Annotated in this window: 16 protein-coding genes and 1 tRNA gene; 10 read left to right on the forward strand and 7 right to left on the reverse strand. The window is 65.9% G+C overall.

Annotated elements, in window-relative coordinates; all coding sequences use genetic code 11:
• Positions 1-229 precede the first annotated feature (229 nt).
• Entirely contained in the window at positions 230-1,012 is a 783-nt protein-coding gene (locus ACTIAO_RS13595) for an isoprenyl transferase (RefSeq protein WP_441906757.1), read from the reverse strand.
• Positions 1,013-1,112: 100 nt separating this feature from the next.
• Here ACTIAO_RS13595 and trhA point away from each other — a divergent pair, with 100 nt between their 5' ends.
• The 6 genes from trhA (at position 1,113) to ACTIAO_RS13625 (ending at position 5,803) form a co-directional block, all read left to right on the forward strand.
• On the forward strand, positions 1,113-1,847 hold the full coding sequence (gene trhA, locus ACTIAO_RS13600; RefSeq protein ID WP_441906758.1) for a PAQR family membrane homeostasis protein TrhA: 735 nt from the start codon (positions 1,113-1,115) through the stop codon (positions 1,845-1,847).
• Between the two features lie 117 nt (positions 1,848-1,964).
• Entirely contained in the window at positions 1,965-2,813 is an 849-nt protein-coding gene (locus ACTIAO_RS13605; protein WP_441906759.1) for a MetQ/NlpA family ABC transporter substrate-binding protein, read from the forward strand.
• Positions 2,813-3,868 (forward strand): methionine ABC transporter ATP-binding protein, encoded by a 1,056-nt coding sequence (locus ACTIAO_RS13610; protein ID WP_441906760.1) that lies wholly within the window; start codon positions 2,813-2,815, stop codon positions 3,866-3,868. Before ACTIAO_RS13605 ends, ACTIAO_RS13610 begins: the two co-directional genes overlap by 1 nt.
• Positions 3,865-4,524 (forward strand): methionine ABC transporter permease, encoded by a 660-nt coding sequence (locus tag ACTIAO_RS13615; RefSeq protein WP_441906761.1) that lies wholly within the window; start codon positions 3,865-3,867, stop codon positions 4,522-4,524. Before ACTIAO_RS13610 ends, ACTIAO_RS13615 begins: the two co-directional genes overlap by 4 nt.
• A gap of 38 nt (positions 4,525-4,562) precedes the next feature.
• Positions 4,563-5,036, forward strand: coding sequence for an S-ribosylhomocysteine lyase (locus tag ACTIAO_RS13620; RefSeq protein WP_441906762.1), 474 nt, complete (start codon positions 4,563-4,565; stop codon positions 5,034-5,036).
• Positions 5,036-5,803 carry an SDR family NAD(P)-dependent oxidoreductase gene (locus ACTIAO_RS13625; RefSeq protein ID WP_441906777.1) on the forward strand — a complete coding sequence of 256 codons (768 nt, stop codon included), beginning with the start codon at positions 5,036-5,038 and terminating at the stop codon, positions 5,801-5,803. Before ACTIAO_RS13620 ends, ACTIAO_RS13625 begins: the two co-directional genes overlap by 1 nt.
• A gap of 38 nt (positions 5,804-5,841) precedes the next feature.
• On the opposite strand, the gene ACTIAO_RS13630 is transcribed toward ACTIAO_RS13625, so the two are convergent.
• Positions 5,842-6,183 (reverse strand): hypothetical protein, encoded by a 342-nt coding sequence (locus ACTIAO_RS13630; RefSeq protein WP_441906763.1) that lies wholly within the window; start codon positions 6,181-6,183, stop codon positions 5,842-5,844.
• A 68-nt stretch (positions 6,184-6,251) separates the two neighbouring features.
• Between ACTIAO_RS13630 and ACTIAO_RS13635 the strand changes: the two genes are divergently transcribed.
• Together ACTIAO_RS13635 and greA are read left to right on the forward strand one after the other, a co-directional pair.
• Positions 6,252-6,638: a DUF4307 domain-containing protein gene (locus ACTIAO_RS13635; RefSeq protein ID WP_441906764.1), complete on the forward strand. Its 387-nt coding sequence runs from the start codon at positions 6,252-6,254 to the stop codon at positions 6,636-6,638.
• Between the two features lie 115 nt (positions 6,639-6,753).
• Complete coding sequence (greA, locus tag ACTIAO_RS13640) at positions 6,754-7,242, forward strand: transcription elongation factor GreA (RefSeq protein WP_441906765.1); 489 nt, start codon at positions 6,754-6,756, stop codon at positions 7,240-7,242.
• 108 nt (positions 7,243-7,350) lie between these two features.
• Here the strand turns inward: greA and ilvA are convergent, their stop codons facing one another.
• A complete protein-coding gene (ilvA, locus tag ACTIAO_RS13645) occupies positions 7,351-8,580 on the reverse strand; it encodes a threonine ammonia-lyase (protein WP_441906766.1) in 1,230 nt (409 codons plus the stop codon).
• Positions 8,577-9,770, reverse strand: coding sequence for an AI-2E family transporter (locus ACTIAO_RS13650; RefSeq protein WP_441906767.1), 1,194 nt, complete (start codon positions 9,768-9,770; stop codon positions 8,577-8,579). The genes ilvA and ACTIAO_RS13650 overlap by 4 nt, the downstream gene beginning before the upstream one ends.
• 82 nt (positions 9,771-9,852) lie before the next feature.
• On the opposite strand from ACTIAO_RS13650, the gene ACTIAO_RS13655 reads away from it, so the two are divergent.
• A complete protein-coding gene (locus ACTIAO_RS13655) occupies positions 9,853-11,103 on the forward strand; it encodes a winged helix-turn-helix domain-containing protein (protein WP_441906768.1) in 1,251 nt (416 codons plus the stop codon).
• A gap of 87 nt (positions 11,104-11,190) precedes the next feature.
• Here the strand turns inward: ACTIAO_RS13655 and ACTIAO_RS13660 are convergent, their stop codons facing one another.
• From ACTIAO_RS13660 to ACTIAO_RS13670, 3 genes are all read right to left on the reverse strand, one after another.
• Positions 11,191-11,757 carry a LemA family protein gene (locus ACTIAO_RS13660; protein WP_441906769.1) on the reverse strand — a complete coding sequence of 189 codons (567 nt, stop codon included), beginning with the start codon at positions 11,755-11,757 and terminating at the stop codon, positions 11,191-11,193.
• Between the two features lie 80 nt (positions 11,758-11,837).
• Complete coding sequence (locus tag ACTIAO_RS13665; RefSeq protein WP_441906770.1) at positions 11,838-13,151, reverse strand: D-arabinono-1,4-lactone oxidase; 1,314 nt, start codon at positions 13,149-13,151, stop codon at positions 11,838-11,840.
• Positions 13,148-14,380 carry an alanine racemase gene (locus ACTIAO_RS13670; RefSeq protein WP_441906771.1) on the reverse strand — a complete coding sequence of 411 codons (1,233 nt, stop codon included), beginning with the start codon at positions 14,378-14,380 and terminating at the stop codon, positions 13,148-13,150. Before ACTIAO_RS13670 ends, ACTIAO_RS13665 begins: the two co-directional genes overlap by 4 nt.
• A 55-nt stretch (positions 14,381-14,435) precedes the next feature.
• On the opposite strand from ACTIAO_RS13670, the gene ACTIAO_RS13675 reads away from it, so the two are divergent.
• Positions 14,436-14,508, forward strand: a tRNA-Leu gene (locus ACTIAO_RS13675).
• The last annotated feature ends 120 nt before the right edge of the window (positions 14,509-14,628 follow it).

The following is a 14,628-nucleotide window of genomic DNA, read 5'->3' on the forward strand; positions in this document are numbered from 1 at the left end:
CGCGAGACCTGACGGGTGGACTGCTGTGCTGTACGTGTGGTCACGACCCACTCCCGACCCGGGATGATTCCCGGCTATGCCACGAGTCGACCTTGGGGCCACGAGTCGCGTACCTGAGGGCCGACCCGACCGGGCACCGTGCCCGATGCCTTGAACGTACGACTGTCCCCGCACGACACGACGCAGACACGCCAATACCCGAGGTTAACTTCGGCTGAACGAAGAGCGCTCAGCGTCCGAAGCGGCGGTCGCGGTCGGTGAAATCGCGGATGGCGCGGAGGAAATCGACCTCACGCAGATCGGGTCCGAGCGCCTCGACGAAGTAGAACTCGCTGTGCGCGCTCTGCCACAGCAGGAAGTCACTGAGCCGCTGCTCCCCGCTCGTGCGGATCACGAGATCGGGGTCTGGCTGCCCGCCGGTGTAGAGATGCTCGCCGATCATCTCGGGTGTGAGGTGCGCGGCGAGATCCTCGAGTGTCCCCCCGGATGCCTCGTGCTCGCCGATGATAGAGCGCACGGCATCCACGATCTCGTTCCGCCCGCCGTACCCGACGGCAAGGTTCACGTGCAGGCCGGTATGCCCCTTCGTGCGCTCCTCTGCATCGCGGAGCACGCGCGCGAGATCATCCGGGAGGATGTCGGCGCGGCCGACGTGCTTGACCCGCCAGTTGCTCGCTCGCGACAGCGAGTCGGCGAGTTCGGCGATGATCTCGATGAGCTCCTCGATCTCCTTCGAATCGCGCTTTCGCAGATTGTCGCTGGAGAGCAGATAGAGCGACACGACGCGCACGCCGATCTCATCGCACCAGACGAGGAACTCGCGCATCTTCGCCGCCCCGGCGCGATGCCCGTCGGCGGCGGAATCGAATCCGAGCTGCCGCGCCCAACGCCGGTTGCCGTCGATCATCATCGCAACGTGATGCGGGACGGATGCCCGGTCGAGCTGTCTGCGGAGCCGATTGCTGTACAACCGGTACAGCGGCCCCCGGCCTTCGCTCGTGCGTGCATTCACGTGCCTACGCTACCGCGCGATGGGCCCGCTCTCATGTGATGGTGCTGGAGATTGCGGATATGTGCGTTGCACGGCATGGGCTGCGACTTAGAGTGAGCAGGTGAGTACTCCCGACACCGGCTCCGTTCCCGTCCCCGAGCTTCCGCTGCTCGAAGAAGCGACCGACGATGCCGAGGTCGAGATCAAACCGACCTGGCGCGGCTGGCTGCACGCGGCAACCTTCCCGGTCGCGATCGTCGCGGGCATCGTGCTCATCGTGCTCGCCGACGGCGTGCCGGCGAAGTGGGCCGCAGCCGTCTTCATGGCCAGTTCGCTGCTGCTGTTCGGCAACTCCGCGCTGTACCACCGGATCAACTGGAATCCCAAGACCAAGCTGATCCTCAAGCGCATCGATCACGCGAACATTCTTTTGCTGATCGCCGGCACGTACACGCCCCTGGCCGTCAACGCACTTGTCCCCGAGAAGGGGATCCTGCTGCTGTGCCTGGTATGGGCGGGCGCCCTCCTCGGCATCCTCTTTCGGGTCTTCTGGATCGGCGCGCCGCGCTGGCTCTATGTGGCCCTCTATCTCGTGCTGGGCTGGGCGGCCCTGATGTACATGGTCGATCTGGCGATCGCGAACGTCGCCATGATGGTGCTGGTCTGCGTCGGCGGCATCCTCTACACGATCGGCGCCGTCATCTACGCGATGAAGAAGCCGAACCCGTGGCCGGGTCGTTTCGGATTCCACGAGATCTTCCATCTGTGCACCGTGCTGGCATTCCTGTGCCACTGGGCCGCGTGCCTGCTGATCTCGATCGCACCGTACTCGCCATCCCTCGGCCTTCCCGGCTAACGCGGCCTGCCCGGCTAACGCGGGCCGCCCCCAGCAACGGGGCGTAACACGATGTGAATTTCCACACCGGTGCCGGTTAGGTTCAAACCTCACCCATGCTTCACCGGAGGTTCTTCCATGCGTCGTTCGATCCGTCTCACCGCCATCGCGGCCGCCACCGCAGCGGTGCTCGCCACCGCCGGATGCGCCGCATCGACCAGCACCGATGAGTCCGCCAGCTCGGGAGACGACAAGACGATCACGATCGGCTTCAACCCCGGACCGTACTTCGAGATGTTCCAGGAAGGCATCCTGCCGATCCTCGAAGAAGATGGATACACGGTCGAGACCAAGGACTTCACCGATGGCGTGATCGTCAACGTTGCGCTCAGCGACGGCGAGATCGATGCGAACATCATGCAGCACACGGTCTACATGGATGCCATCAACGAGCAGGAGGGCCTGACCAACGTCGCCCTCGTGCAGGTGCCCGGCCCGCCCATGGCGCTGTTCGGCGGCACGCAGGACTCCCTCGACGACATCACGAAGGGCGCGAAGGTCTCGGTCCCCAATCAGCCGTCCAACCAGTACCGCGCCCTGAAGGTCCTCGAGGCCGCTGATCTGATCACCGTCTCGGGCTCGATGGATCCCGCCACAGCCTCGCTGCAGGACGTGACCGATAACCCCTACGACCTCGAGTTCGTCGAGATGGAGAACGCCCAGCAGGTCGCCGCCCTCCAGGACGTCGACTATGCCGTCATCCAGGGCAACTTCGTCGTCTCGGGTGGCCTGAAGCTGACCGATGCCATCGAGCTCGAAGACCTCACCGACGAGTTCTCGGTCGTGGTCTCCGTGGACGAGGCGAGCGTCGACAGCGACTGGGCGCAGGCGCTCAAGGCCGCGTACGAGTCCGATGAGTTCGCCGACTACATCGCCTCGAACGAGATCTACGACGGCTACAACCTCCCCGCCGCGCTGGAGGACTGATGTCCCGCAGCCCCTCGCACGAGGTGGATGCTCCCTCCGACATCGCCGTCCGATTCGAGCGAGTGAGCCGCCGATACGAACGAGCGGATGCTCCGGTCAATGCCCTCGACGGCGTCGATCTCAGCATCCGTCGCGGCGATATCTTCGGCGTGATCGGCCACAGCGGTGCGGGCAAGAGCACGCTGATCCGCATGGTCAATGCCCTGGATTCCCCCACCTCCGGCGCCGTGTTCGTCGACGGTGTGAACGTCTCCGACCTGTCGGCGGGCAGGCTGCGCGACGCACGCAAGACCACGGCGATGATCTTCCAGCAGTTCCAACTGCTCGAGACCGTCACCGTGCTCGACAACGTCGCGATGCCGCTGCGGCTGGACGGCGTGAGCCGGCGCGAAGCGCGCGAGCGCGCCACCGAGGCTCTGCAGTTCGTCGGCTTGTCCGACCGCGTCGGCTCCTACCCCGGCCAGCTCTCCGGCGGCCAGAAGCAGCGCGTGGGCATCGCCAGGGCGATCGTGCGGAACCCCGCCGTTCTCCTGTGCGATGAGGCGACCAGTGCGCTCGATCCCTCGACCACCCTGCAGATCATCGACCTGCTGCGGCGGGTCAACCGCGAATACGGCACCACGATCCTCGTCATCACCCACGAGATGGACGTGATCAAGGACCTCTGCCATACGGTCGCCGTGATGGAGGATGGTCGCGTCGTCGAGCAGGGCAGCGTCATGGAGGTGTTCGTGCAGCCGCAGACGCCGATCGCACGCTCTTTCGTCGGTACCGTCATCCCGCAGGAGATCCCCGGACGTGTGCGCGCGCGAATGGGAACGGCTCCCCTGTGGCGCCTGCGCTTCCTCGACGATGAAGTGACCACGCCGATCGTCGGCGGGCTGATCTCAGAGTTCGGGCTGCAGGTCAACATCCTGCACGCCGATATGACCGATCTGCAGGAGCGCACCGTCGGGCACATGATCATCCAGGTCGAGGGCCCGCAGGACCGGCGCGATGCGGCTTATGCATACCTCGCCGAGCGCGTTGTGAGCATCGAGGAGGTGTTCGCATGATCGACACCCTCATCTCCCCGGAGCTGTTCCTCGAGGCGCTCGCGGCGACCTTCTACATGCTCGGGGTCTCGCTGTTCCTCGGATCGATCCTGGGCATCATCATCGGCATCCTCGTTGTGGTCACCCGTCCCGGTGGCGTGAAGCCGAACCGCGTGATCTCGCTGGTGCTGAACGTGTTCATCAACATCACGCGGTCGTTGCCGTTCATCATCCTGCTCGTGGCCATCCTCCCGTTCACACGGTTCGTCGCCGGCAGCTCGATCGGCGTGAACGCCGCGATCGTGCCGCTGACGATCATGATCGCGCCCTTCATCGGCCGACTCGTCGAGAACTCCCTGCTCGAGGTCCCCGAGGGCATCGTGGAGGCGGCGCAGTCGATGGGTGCGACGCCGGTGCAGGTTTTCACGCGTTTCCTGCTCCCCGAGGCACGCGGATCGCTCGTTCTCGCGCTGACGACGGCGACGATCGGACTGCTGGATGCTACGGCCATGGCCGGTACCGTCGGCGCCGGTGGCATCGGTGACCTGGCGATCTCGTACGGCTATCAGCGCTTCGACGGATTCGCGATGCTCCTCACCGTCATCACCCTGATCGTGATCGTCCAGGTGATTCAGCTCTTCGGCTCCCGCCTCGCCCGCAGACTGCGGCGCCGGTAGCGCTCCCCCAAAGAAATACCTCAGCAAAGGAGTACCCCATGGCCGATGTCGAGAGCTTCACCCTCGATCACACCAAAGTCCACGCCCCCTACGTGCGTCTGATCCAGACCGAGCACGGACCTCGGGGCGATGCGATCTCGAACTTCGACGTGCGGTTCGTGCAGCCCAACGAGGGCGAGATCCCCACGGCAGGGCTGCACACGATCGAGCACGTGCTCGCCAGCCTGCTGCGCGATCACCTCGAGGGCGTCATCGACATCTCTCCGTTCGGCTGCCGTACCGGCTTCCATCTGATCGTGTGGGGGGAGCCGAGCGTCGCCGAGGTCGTCGCAGCCGTGCGCGTCGGCCTCACGGCCATCGCGGAGGACATCACATGGGATGACGTTCCGGGAGTCGACGCGATCAGCTGCGGGAACTACCGCGACCACAGCCTGCACAGCGCCCGCGAGTGGTCAAAGCGCATTCTCGAGCAGGGAATCAGCCTCGACGCGTTCGAGCGCGTGGGAGTGTGATGTTCGCCGAGCTGCGCGATCGCATCGTCTTCGTCACCGGCGGCGCGAGCGGGATCGGCGCCGGCATCGTGGATGCCTTCCTCGCCGAGGGCGCAACGGTCGTCAGCGCCGATCTGAGCGCCCCTGAGGGGCTGTTTCCGGGTCGCGACGATGAGTGGCTGGTGCGCCTGGATGTCGGCGACGAGAACGCCGTGGAGCAGGTGCTGGATGCCGTCACCGACGCCATCGGGATCATCGACGTCGTCGTGACCGCCGCGGGCACCTCGACGATGGGGTTCGCGACCGAGACGACAGGATCCGACTGGGACCGCAACCTCGATGTGAACGCGAAGGGCTCGTTCCTCGTCGCGCGCGGTGTCGCCAAGCGCCTGGTGGATGCTGGCCGCACCGGTCGCATCGTCTTCATGGCGTCCCAGGCGGGGAAGAACGGCTACCGCGGGATGACCGCGTACGTGGCATCCAAGCATGCGGTCCTCGGCGTGACCAAGACCATGGCCGTCGAACTCGCACCGCACAACATCACTGTCAACGCCATCTGCCCCGGCATCATCGAAACGCCGATGAAGCATCGCGAGCGCATCGAGGGCGGCGCGATCCGCGGCATGACCGCCGACGAGGTCGCGGCCGAGGATCGCTCACAGGTGCCGCTGGGACGCACCGGCACGCCGGAGGACGTCGCGGGAGTCGCGCTGTTCCTCGCCAGCGACCTGGCAAGCTACATGACCGGCCAGGGACTCAACGTCACCGGCGGCATGACGATGCACTGACGCCGACGGCGCGGCCTAGAGTTCGAGACCAGCGGAGGTCAGCGCGACGGATCGGCCGGAGGTGTTTCTTCATCGGACCCACCGTCGACGGCATCCGCATCGGCCGCGTCCGCGGCATCCGCTTCGAGTGCGTCCGCTCGGGCGGATTCCTCAGCATCCAACTCTTCACGCACCTCGTCGCGATAGCGCACGCGGCGCACCCGACGATTCATGTCCCAGATCAGCAGCGCGACAGCGATCACGATGATGACGATCACGGCGAAACCGGCGGGGCCGGGCGTGACCGAGTTGGGGTCGACGGTCATCGACGGCGTCGGCATCGGGGTGTCAGCTCCTGCGAACGCTGTTCCCGTCAGCACCGCTCCGAAGAACGCCATCATGTGTCCGCCTCTCGATCGCAGGTCGCGTAACCTGGAACAACAAGCCTAACGACCGAAAGGCGACCTTCGTGACGACCGCCGTCGAACTGGATGAGCGATACGGGCGCACCCGTCGCACACGCCTCCCCTGGTTGGTCGGGATCATCGTCGTCGTCATCATCGTCGCGATTGCCGGATGGGTGACGATCTCGCAGTCCATGAACTCCATCAGCGCCGACGATCTCGGATACGACGTGGTCGATGAGCACGAGGTCACGGTGCGATTCCAGGTCTCCGGCGGGCAGGGAAAAGACGTCGCATGCGCCGTGCAGGCCCTCGACGAGGAGTTCGGAGTCGTCGGGTGGAAGATCGTGGAAATCCCCGATGTCGAGAGCCATCTGCAGCAGTTCACCACGACCGTTCCCACGGTCGCTGAGGCCACCACAGGTTTGGTGAACGCCTGCTGGGTCGCATAGAATTCTCTGAGAGACGACGCCCTGGCCTATTCGCCGGGGCGTCTTGGCATATCCCCTCCGCCCTTTCGGGCGTTCAGAAAATCGCCCTGAAGGGCGTACGACAAAGGAGCACGCTGTGTCCACAGACGCTCAGGTACCCTTCCTCACGCAGGAGGCCTACGATCGACTCGTCGCCGAGCTCGATCACCTCTCCACCATCGGCCGCGATGAGATCGCGAAGCGCATCGAAGCCGCCCGTGAAGAGGGAGACCTCAAGGAGAACGGCGGCTATCACGCCGCGAAGGACGAGCAGGGCAAGCAGGAAGCGCGCATCCGAACGCTCGAACAGCTGCTGAAGACCGCCAAAGTCGGCGTCGCTCCGGCCAGCCGCGGTGTCGTCGAACCGGGGACGGTCGTCACCGCCCTCGTCGCCGGCGGCGAAGAGGTCTTCCTGCTCGGCAGCCGTGAGATCGCCGGAGACACCGATCTTGATGTCTACAGCGAGGCCAGCCCGCTCGGCCAGGCGATTCTCGGCCTGAAGATCGGCGAGAAGACCGCGTACGAGGCCCCCAACGGCAAGTCGATCTCGGTCGAGGTCACGGGCGTGGAGACTTTCTCCGGCTGAGCCTCCCTCCGCACGGGCTTCGAAGAGAACAGGCACTCGGCACCGTGAGGGGCCACGCGCCCAGAGGCTCCGGTCAGCGCGTAGCGATGGCTGGAGGGGGCGTGGGGATTAGTCAGGGACGACGATCGGGTCGTAGCCCGCGCGACGGAGCGTGTCGAGCGTCAGCTCGGTGTGCTCGGCCCCGCGCGTCTCGATGCTCAGCTGCAGGCTGACCTGGCTGATCTGCAGGCCTTGGCCGTGCCGCGTGTGCATGACCTCCATGACGTTCGCGCCGGCCTCGGCGACGAGCTCGGAGACGCGCGCGAGCTGCCCAGGACGGTCAGGAAGCGGAATGCGGACCGTGAGATAGCGACCGGATGCCGCCAATCCGTGGGATACCACGCGCTGTAGCAATAGCGGGTCGATGTTGCCGCCGGTGAGCACGGCCATCGTGTTGCCGGTGCCGGACACCTTGCCGGCGAGGATCGCAGCGACGGCCACCGCCCCGGCGGGCTCGGCCACGACTTTCGCCTGCTCGAGCAGGATCAGGATCGCGCGTGCGATGTCATCATCGCTGACGGTGACGACCTCGTCGACGAGATCCTGGATGATCGCGAACGGCACGTCGCCCGGCTTGGCGACGAGGATGCCGTCTGCGATCGTCGGCCGCGTCTCGACCTCGACCGGCTGCCCTGCTGCGAGTGAGGGCGGCACGGCCGCGGCGTTCTCGGCCTGCACGCCGATCACGCGGATCGTCCGTCCGAGCTTCGCCGCAGCAGCCTTCGCGGCAGCCGCAACACCGGCGATGAGTCCACCGCCGCCGATGCCCAAGATGATCGTGTCGATGTCCGGGGCATCTTCGATCAGCTCGAGACCGAGGGTTCCCTGCCCGACCACGATGTCGCGGTGGTCGTAGGGGTGAATCATGATCGCGCCGGTGCGCTCGGCGAATTCTGCCGCGAGCCGCAGCGCCGTGGACACCGTCTCTCCTTCGAGGACGACCTCTGCACCGTAGCCGCGCGTGGCGAGGAGCTTCGGAACCGGAACGCCCAGCGGCATGAACACCGTTGCGGGAATCCCCAGCGCCTGTGCCGCCAGCGCGACGCCCTGCGCATGGTTGCCGGCAGATGCCGCCACCACACCGTGCGAACGCTCCTCAGCGGTCAGCTGCGCGAGCCGGTGCCCGGCACCGCGGATCTTGAACGAACCCGTGCGCTGAAGATTTTCCATCTTCAGCACGACGGGCGAACCGAGAATGTCGGAGAGCGCCCGGGAGGGCAGCGTGGGCGTGTGCGAAATCACGCGCTCCAGCCCCCGTGCGGCATCTTCGAATTCGGCCAGGGTGGGGACTGTGCTCATGTATTCCTCCGTAGCCGCTCGCGCGGCACTGTACTCCAGATCAGATCACCGGGCGGTTTACCGCCGGTCTTCCACGAACCGCTGCTGAGGGTCACGGCGACCACGTTCACGAATGCCGCCAGCGGAACGGCGAACAGCGCACCGGGGATGCCGGCGATCATCGAGCCGCCCGCGACCACGAGCACCACCGCCAGCGGATGCACCTTGACCGCCGAGCCCATCAGGATCGGCTGCAGGATGTGGCCCTCGATCTGCTGCACGGCGATGATGACGATCAGCATCCAGAACGCGTTCCACGGATCGTTGTAGACGAGCGCGAGGAACACCGCGATCGTACCGGTCGCGACAGCACCGACGATCGGGATGAATGCACCGAGGAAGACGAGCACCGCGACGGGGATCGCCAGCGGCACGCCGAGCAGGAATGCACCGACCCCGATGCCGATCGCGTCGATCGTCGCTACGAGCAGCTGAGTCTTGGCGTAGTTGACGACGGTGCGCCAGCCGTTGCGTGCGGAAGCGTCGACGGCGGGGCGGGCAGCGCGCGGGAAGATCTTGGTGGTCCAGCCCCAGATGCCGCCGCCATCGGCGAGCAGGCAGATGAGGATGAACAGGGTGAGCACAGCGCCGATGCCGACGTGGCCGAAGGTCGTGCCGATCGCGAGCGCGCCCGACCACAGCAGCGAGGCCTGCTGCTGGATCAGCTCCCATCCTTGATCCAGATAGTTCTGGATCTGCTGCTCGGTCAGATGCAGTGGACCGTCTGTGAGGTAGTGCCGGAACTGATCGACCGCCGTAACGGTCTTTTCCTGGACGTCGTCCCACTCCAGTGAGATCTGCCAGCTGACCAGCGTCACCAGACCGCTGACGATCGCGACGGTGCCGAGCAGGGAGATGACGATCGCGAGCCACCGCGGGAATCGGTGCCGCAGCATCCATTCGAATGCGGGCCAGAGCAGTGCGGTGATGAGAATGCCCACCAGCAGCGGGATCACGAGGAGCTTGAGCTGGATGACGACCCAGATGATGACCCCGGCCGCCGCGGCGATCAGCAGCAGACGCCAGGCATACGCGGCCCCCACGCGCAACGCGAGCGGCACGGTGTTGTCGGCCTCTGTCGAGATGGTCCGATCGGTCGGCATGCGCCCCCACAGAAGATCACGCTTGCGAGGGCGCTGCTCATCCGTCATGCGGCAAGTCTAGTTGCGGCTCGACGTGGATGCTGTGACGCGCGGCGGCTGCGATGTCCGAGGCGGGCGATACGCTGACCGGATGCCGGAGACCATCAGTGCCGCGCAGGCTCGCCGCATCGCCCTCGCCGCCCAGGGATTCACTCGCCGCCGCCCGAGCGCGGCGATCACGTCGCGCCATGTGCACCGGGCGATGGAGAAACTGGGCGTGCTGCAGATCGACTCGGTGAACGTGTTCGCACGGAGCCACTATCTGCCGCTCTTCTCGCGCCTGGGTTCCTATGATCCCGCCCTACTCGATCGCGTCTTCATGTCGCGCACGACCCATTACGTGGAGTACCTCGCGCACGAGGCGACGTTCATGCCGGTCGAGGACTGGGCGCTGTGGCGGTTCCGGATGGACGATTTCCGTCAGCGCTGGGCCGCCCCCGATTCCTGGGCGAGCCAGAACACGCGCACTCTCGCATGGGTTCAGGATGAGCTGCGCGCTCGTGGTCCGCTGCGCCCCGCGCAGCTGCGTGCCGATGCCCCTCGCGAGCGCGGCAGCTGGTGGGACTGGGATGAGGTGAAGCTCGCGCTCGAGCATCTGTGGCGCACCGGCGATGTCGCCATCAGCGGTCGGCGCGGCTTCGAGCGGGTCTATGCGCTCGAGGAGCAGGTCATCCCCGCAGAGGTGCGCGATCGCGAGGTTCCGCGCACGGAGGCGATCCGCGAGCTCGTCCGCCGCGCCGCTCGATCGCACGGTGTCGCCACCGCGCTCGACATCGCCGATTACTATCGCATCCGCGACCGTGCGGCAGTGCAGCAGTCGATCGACGAGCTCGTCGATCACGGCGAACTTCATCCGGTTCAGGTGCGCGGCTGGGAACGGGGCGGCCGCCCTGTTGCGACCTGGATGCACCGGGATGCCGTGCTCCCCCGCCGTGTGGATGCTGCGGCCATTCTCAGCCCGTTCGACCCGGTGGTCTGGTTCCGGGAGCGGGCGTTGCGCGCCTTCGACCTCGACTATCGGATCGAGATCTACGTTCCGGCCGACAAGCGGCAGTACGGCTACTACTCGCTGCCCGTGCTCGTCGGCGACCGCATCGTCGCCCGGGTCGATCTCAAGGCCGAACGAGTCTCATCGACGCTTCAGGTGCAGTCGGCGTGGTGGGAGCCGCTGGCGCGCGCCGAGGATGCCGAGTCGATCGCGCAGGAACTGGTGCGCGCAGCATCCTGGCAGGGGCTGGAGACCATCTCGGTTTCCGGGTGGGGCGACGCCGCCAACGCTGTGGCCGGGGCGCTGCACGTGGCGCACGGGGGCGTGCGCCGTCACGTGCACGAGCGTGAATGAGGGCGGCCGGGTTTCGACTCGCTCCGCTCGCTCAACCTTGATACGCAAACGGCTCAACGCGCCTGCGGCGCATTGAGCCGCTTCGTATCAAAACTGAACGCGCGGCGGTTCTGCGATCGCGGCGCTGTCGGCGACCTCGAAGAACTCGCGCTCTGTGAAGCCGAGGCTGCGGGCGAAGAGGTTGTTCGGGAAGACCTTGATCTTCGTGTTCAGCTCGCGCACGCCGCCGTTGTAGAAGCGGCGCGCCGCCTGGATCTTGTCCTCGGTGTCGACCAGGGCGTGCTGCACCTGCAAGAAGTTCTGGCTCGCCTGCAACTGCGGATAGGCCTCGGCGACTGCGAACAGGCTCTTCAATGCCTGCTGCAGGTGTCCTTCGGCGATGCCAGCCTCACCGGGGCTGGTCGCAGAGAGCGTCTCGGCTCTGGCTCGAGTGACGTTCTCGAAGACCGCCTTCTCGTGGGCGGCATATCCCTTGACAGTCTCGATGAGATTCGGAATGAGATCAGCGCGTCTCTTGAGCTGCACCGTGATGCCGCTCCATGCCTCATCGACGCGAACATTCAGCTGCACGAGGGAGTTGTACGTCGCCCACAGGTAGATGCCGATGAGCACCAGCACTGCGACGACGATCAGAACCGGAATGAGCCATTCCATCTCAGGAAACCCCCTTGGAGCGAATTTTCTTCATACTATCCGCGCTGTCTGCAAGGGCACTGGGCACGAAGCGCGCGTTTTCACTCGCCGAGGACGCGATCCAGGTAGCGGTTGGCGAAGCGACGCTCGGGGTCAAGGCGATCGCGAATCGCGACGAAGTCATCGAATCGCGGGTAGCGTTCGCGCAGCTGTTCGGCCGTGAGGGTGTGGAGCTTTCCCCAGTGCGGACGTCCTCCATATTCGAGGCAGATCTTCTCGACGGCCTCGAAGTACTCGGTCGGATCGACGCGCCAGTAGCGGTGCACCGCGATGTATCCGCTGGCTCTTCCGTGCGCGGTGGACAGCCACAGATCATCGGATGCTGCGAAGCGCACCTCGACGGGGAACTCGATCTTCCATCCGCGCCTCTCGATGAGCGCCGCGATCGCACGGAACGCCGGAACCACGTTCTCGGCAGGCAGCGCGTACTCCATCTCGCGGAATCGCACATTGCGACTCTGCGTCAGTACCGTGTGCGAACGGTCGGTGTACTCGCGATCCCCGGTGAGCTTGACGGCGAGACGGCTGAACGATGGTGTGATCACCGGTGCGATCTGCCCCGCGGCGCACACCACCCGGTAGACGCCGTTGGAGAGCAGAGTCTCGTCAATCCACTTGCCGACCCGCGGAAGAGGGTGGCGCGGCGTGGATTCCGGGAGCCTGGTCTGACGCTTCGTGAGTGCGACGTCCGTGTGCGGAAACCAGTAGAACTCGAAATGATCGGATGCCGCCACGCGTTCATCGAGCGTCGTGAGCACGTCCTCGAGGGGCAGAGGCTCATCGATCGCATGCATGACGAACGCCGGCACGCACTGCACCGTGACATCGACGAGGATGCCGAGTGCTCCCAGGCCCAGTGCGACAGTGGGCAGCAGCTCGCTGTTCTCCTGCTCATTCACGGTGAGGAACTCCCCCGCCGCGGTGATCAGCGTCGCTCCCACGATCTGGGTGGAGAGGCCGCCGAACCCGGCTCCCGTGCCGTGCGTCCCGGTCGATATGGCTCCGGCGATCGATTGACGGTCGATGTCGCCGAGGTTCTGCATCGCCAGACCATACGGAGCGAGAAGGCGGGGGATGCGGTGCAGGCGGGTACCCGCCAGCAACGTCGCCCGTGACCGCTCGGTATCGACGGAAACCAGGCCCTGCATGTCGTCGAGCTCGAGCAGCACGCCCGGCGCGACGGCGATACCGGTGAAGCTGTGCCCGGCCCCGACCGCTTTGATCGGAAGGCCATGGGCGTGCGCCGCCTGCACGGCACGCTGCACGCCCTCCGGGCTGCGGGGACGCTCCACGCGAGCGGATTTCACGGTGGTCGAGCGAGCCCAGTTCTGCCAGGTGCCGCCGGGTCGAGTCACAGAAAGACCTTTCCTTCGCCGCGGTAGGTGGGCAGCTCGTCGACGATGTCGGTGCCCGAGATCAGATGATACGAATGGATGTGCTCAGCCGGTTCACCGCTCTTCGAATGCCGGAACCAGACTCTGTCGCCGATGGCGAGATCAGCGGCAGCACGTCCCTGAAGCGGGGTCTGCACCTCTCCGGCGGCTTCGCGCGGCATCATCCGCAGCCCTTCGGGCCACACGGCGCGCGGCTGGCGCGATGCCACGGGCGGACCGGATGCGATCCAGCCACCACCGAGAACGGTGGCGATGTCACCGGCAGGACGTCGCACGACGTCGAAGGCGAAAGCGCTGGCCGGCGCTGGGTGGAAGGAGCGATATCCGTCGAACAGGTGTCCGCCGAGCAACCCGCTTCCCGCGGATGCCTCGGTGACGGATTCGTCGCTGCCGGTGAACTCCAGGGAGCCGGTTCCGCCGCCGTTGAGGAACTCCAGCGGTGCGATATCGGTGAGGGCATCGGCGATCTCAGCACGGCGCATGCGCAACTCGGCGCCTGAGCGTGCCTGCATGGCACGGATCACCGGTGCGTCAGAGCCGTTGTCACCCTGTCCGGCGATCTGCGCCTCGTACATCTGGAGGCCGACGAGTCGGAAACCAGGACGGCGCGTGACCGCCCGCGCGAAGCGCGCGACGTCCGCGGCCGTGAACAATGGAGAGCGCCGCACGCCGATGTGTCCAAGTAGGGCGGAGCGCCAGGAGGCGTCGGCATCGATGGCCACCCGGATCGTCTCGCGCTGCCCCGGGGCTGCGATGCTGTCGATGAAGTCGAGGTGCGCGATGTCGTCGACCATGAGCGTGATGCGGGATGCTGCCACATCATCGTGCAGGAGCCGCTCCAGGCTCGCCCGGTCGACGGTCGGATAGCCCAGCACGATGTCGTCGTGCGTCTCGGCGAGCCAGAGCGCTTCAGCCAGCGAGTACGACAGGATGCCGCTGTAGCCGGGGATCCGCAGCACGGCGTCGAGTACGGCGCGCACGCGCACGGATTTGGATGCTACGCGAATCGGGATGCCACCGGCGCGCACGAGCAGATCCATGGCATTGTGCCGCAGCGCATCGAGGTCGATGACCCCGAGCGGTGCCGGCAGGTGCCCGGTCGCCTCACTCAGCCTGGGCCACCATCGGCTGGGATCTTCCCAGGCACGCTCAGACAGGGACGACGGCGGCAACGCGAGGAGGTCGAACACTCCCCCACCATACGACGTCACGCGCGCTCGTCGCGCGGCTAGGCTGGATGCCGTAGCCCTCATAGCCCAATGGCAGAGGCAGGCGACTTAAAATCGCTTCAGTCTGGGTTCGAGTCCCAGTGGGGGCACACTCTCCCCACACAGAACGATGCGGGATGGTTTTCGCTGGTCCTGATTGCTCAGAACCGGCGAGAACCATCCCGCATCACTGTTCGACGTCTACTTCGAGGCTGCGGCCTTCTTCGCGG

Origin of the sequence: Microbacterium sp., from assembly GCF_052099035.1 — a bacterium.
Lineage (GTDB): Bacteria > Actinomycetota > Actinomycetes > Actinomycetales > Microbacteriaceae > Microbacterium.

Bases quoted from the DNA above. Each gene is read 5' to 3' on its own strand.
- ilvA (WP_441906766.1), bottom strand. From the start codon at position 8,580: ATGAGCACAGTCCCCACCCTGGCCGAATTCGAAGATGCCGCACGGGGG.
- ACTIAO_RS13620 (WP_441906762.1), top strand. From the start codon at position 4,563: ATGGCCGATGTCGAGAGCTTCACCCTCGATCACACCAAAGTCCACGCC.
- ACTIAO_RS13615 (WP_441906761.1), top strand. From the start codon at position 3,865: ATGATCGACACCCTCATCTCCCCGGAGCTGTTCCTCGAGGCGCTCGCG.
- ACTIAO_RS13630 (WP_441906763.1), bottom strand. From the start codon at position 6,183: ATGATGGCGTTCTTCGGAGCGGTGCTGACGGGAACAGCGTTCGCAGGA.
- ACTIAO_RS13605 (WP_441906759.1), top strand. From the start codon at position 1,965: ATGCGTCGTTCGATCCGTCTCACCGCCATCGCGGCCGCCACCGCAGCG.
- ACTIAO_RS13660 (WP_441906769.1), bottom strand. From the start codon at position 11,757: ATGGAATGGCTCATTCCGGTTCTGATCGTCGTCGCAGTGCTGGTGCTC.
- ACTIAO_RS13610 (WP_441906760.1), top strand. From the start codon at position 2,813: ATGTCCCGCAGCCCCTCGCACGAGGTGGATGCTCCCTCCGACATCGCC.
- ACTIAO_RS13655 (WP_441906768.1), top strand. From the start codon at position 9,853: ATGCCGGAGACCATCAGTGCCGCGCAGGCTCGCCGCATCGCCCTCGCC.
- ACTIAO_RS13625 (WP_441906777.1), top strand. From the start codon at position 5,036: ATGTTCGCCGAGCTGCGCGATCGCATCGTCTTCGTCACCGGCGGCGCG.
- ACTIAO_RS13650 (WP_441906767.1), bottom strand. From the start codon at position 9,770: ATGACGGATGAGCAGCGCCCTCGCAAGCGTGATCTTCTGTGGGGGCGC.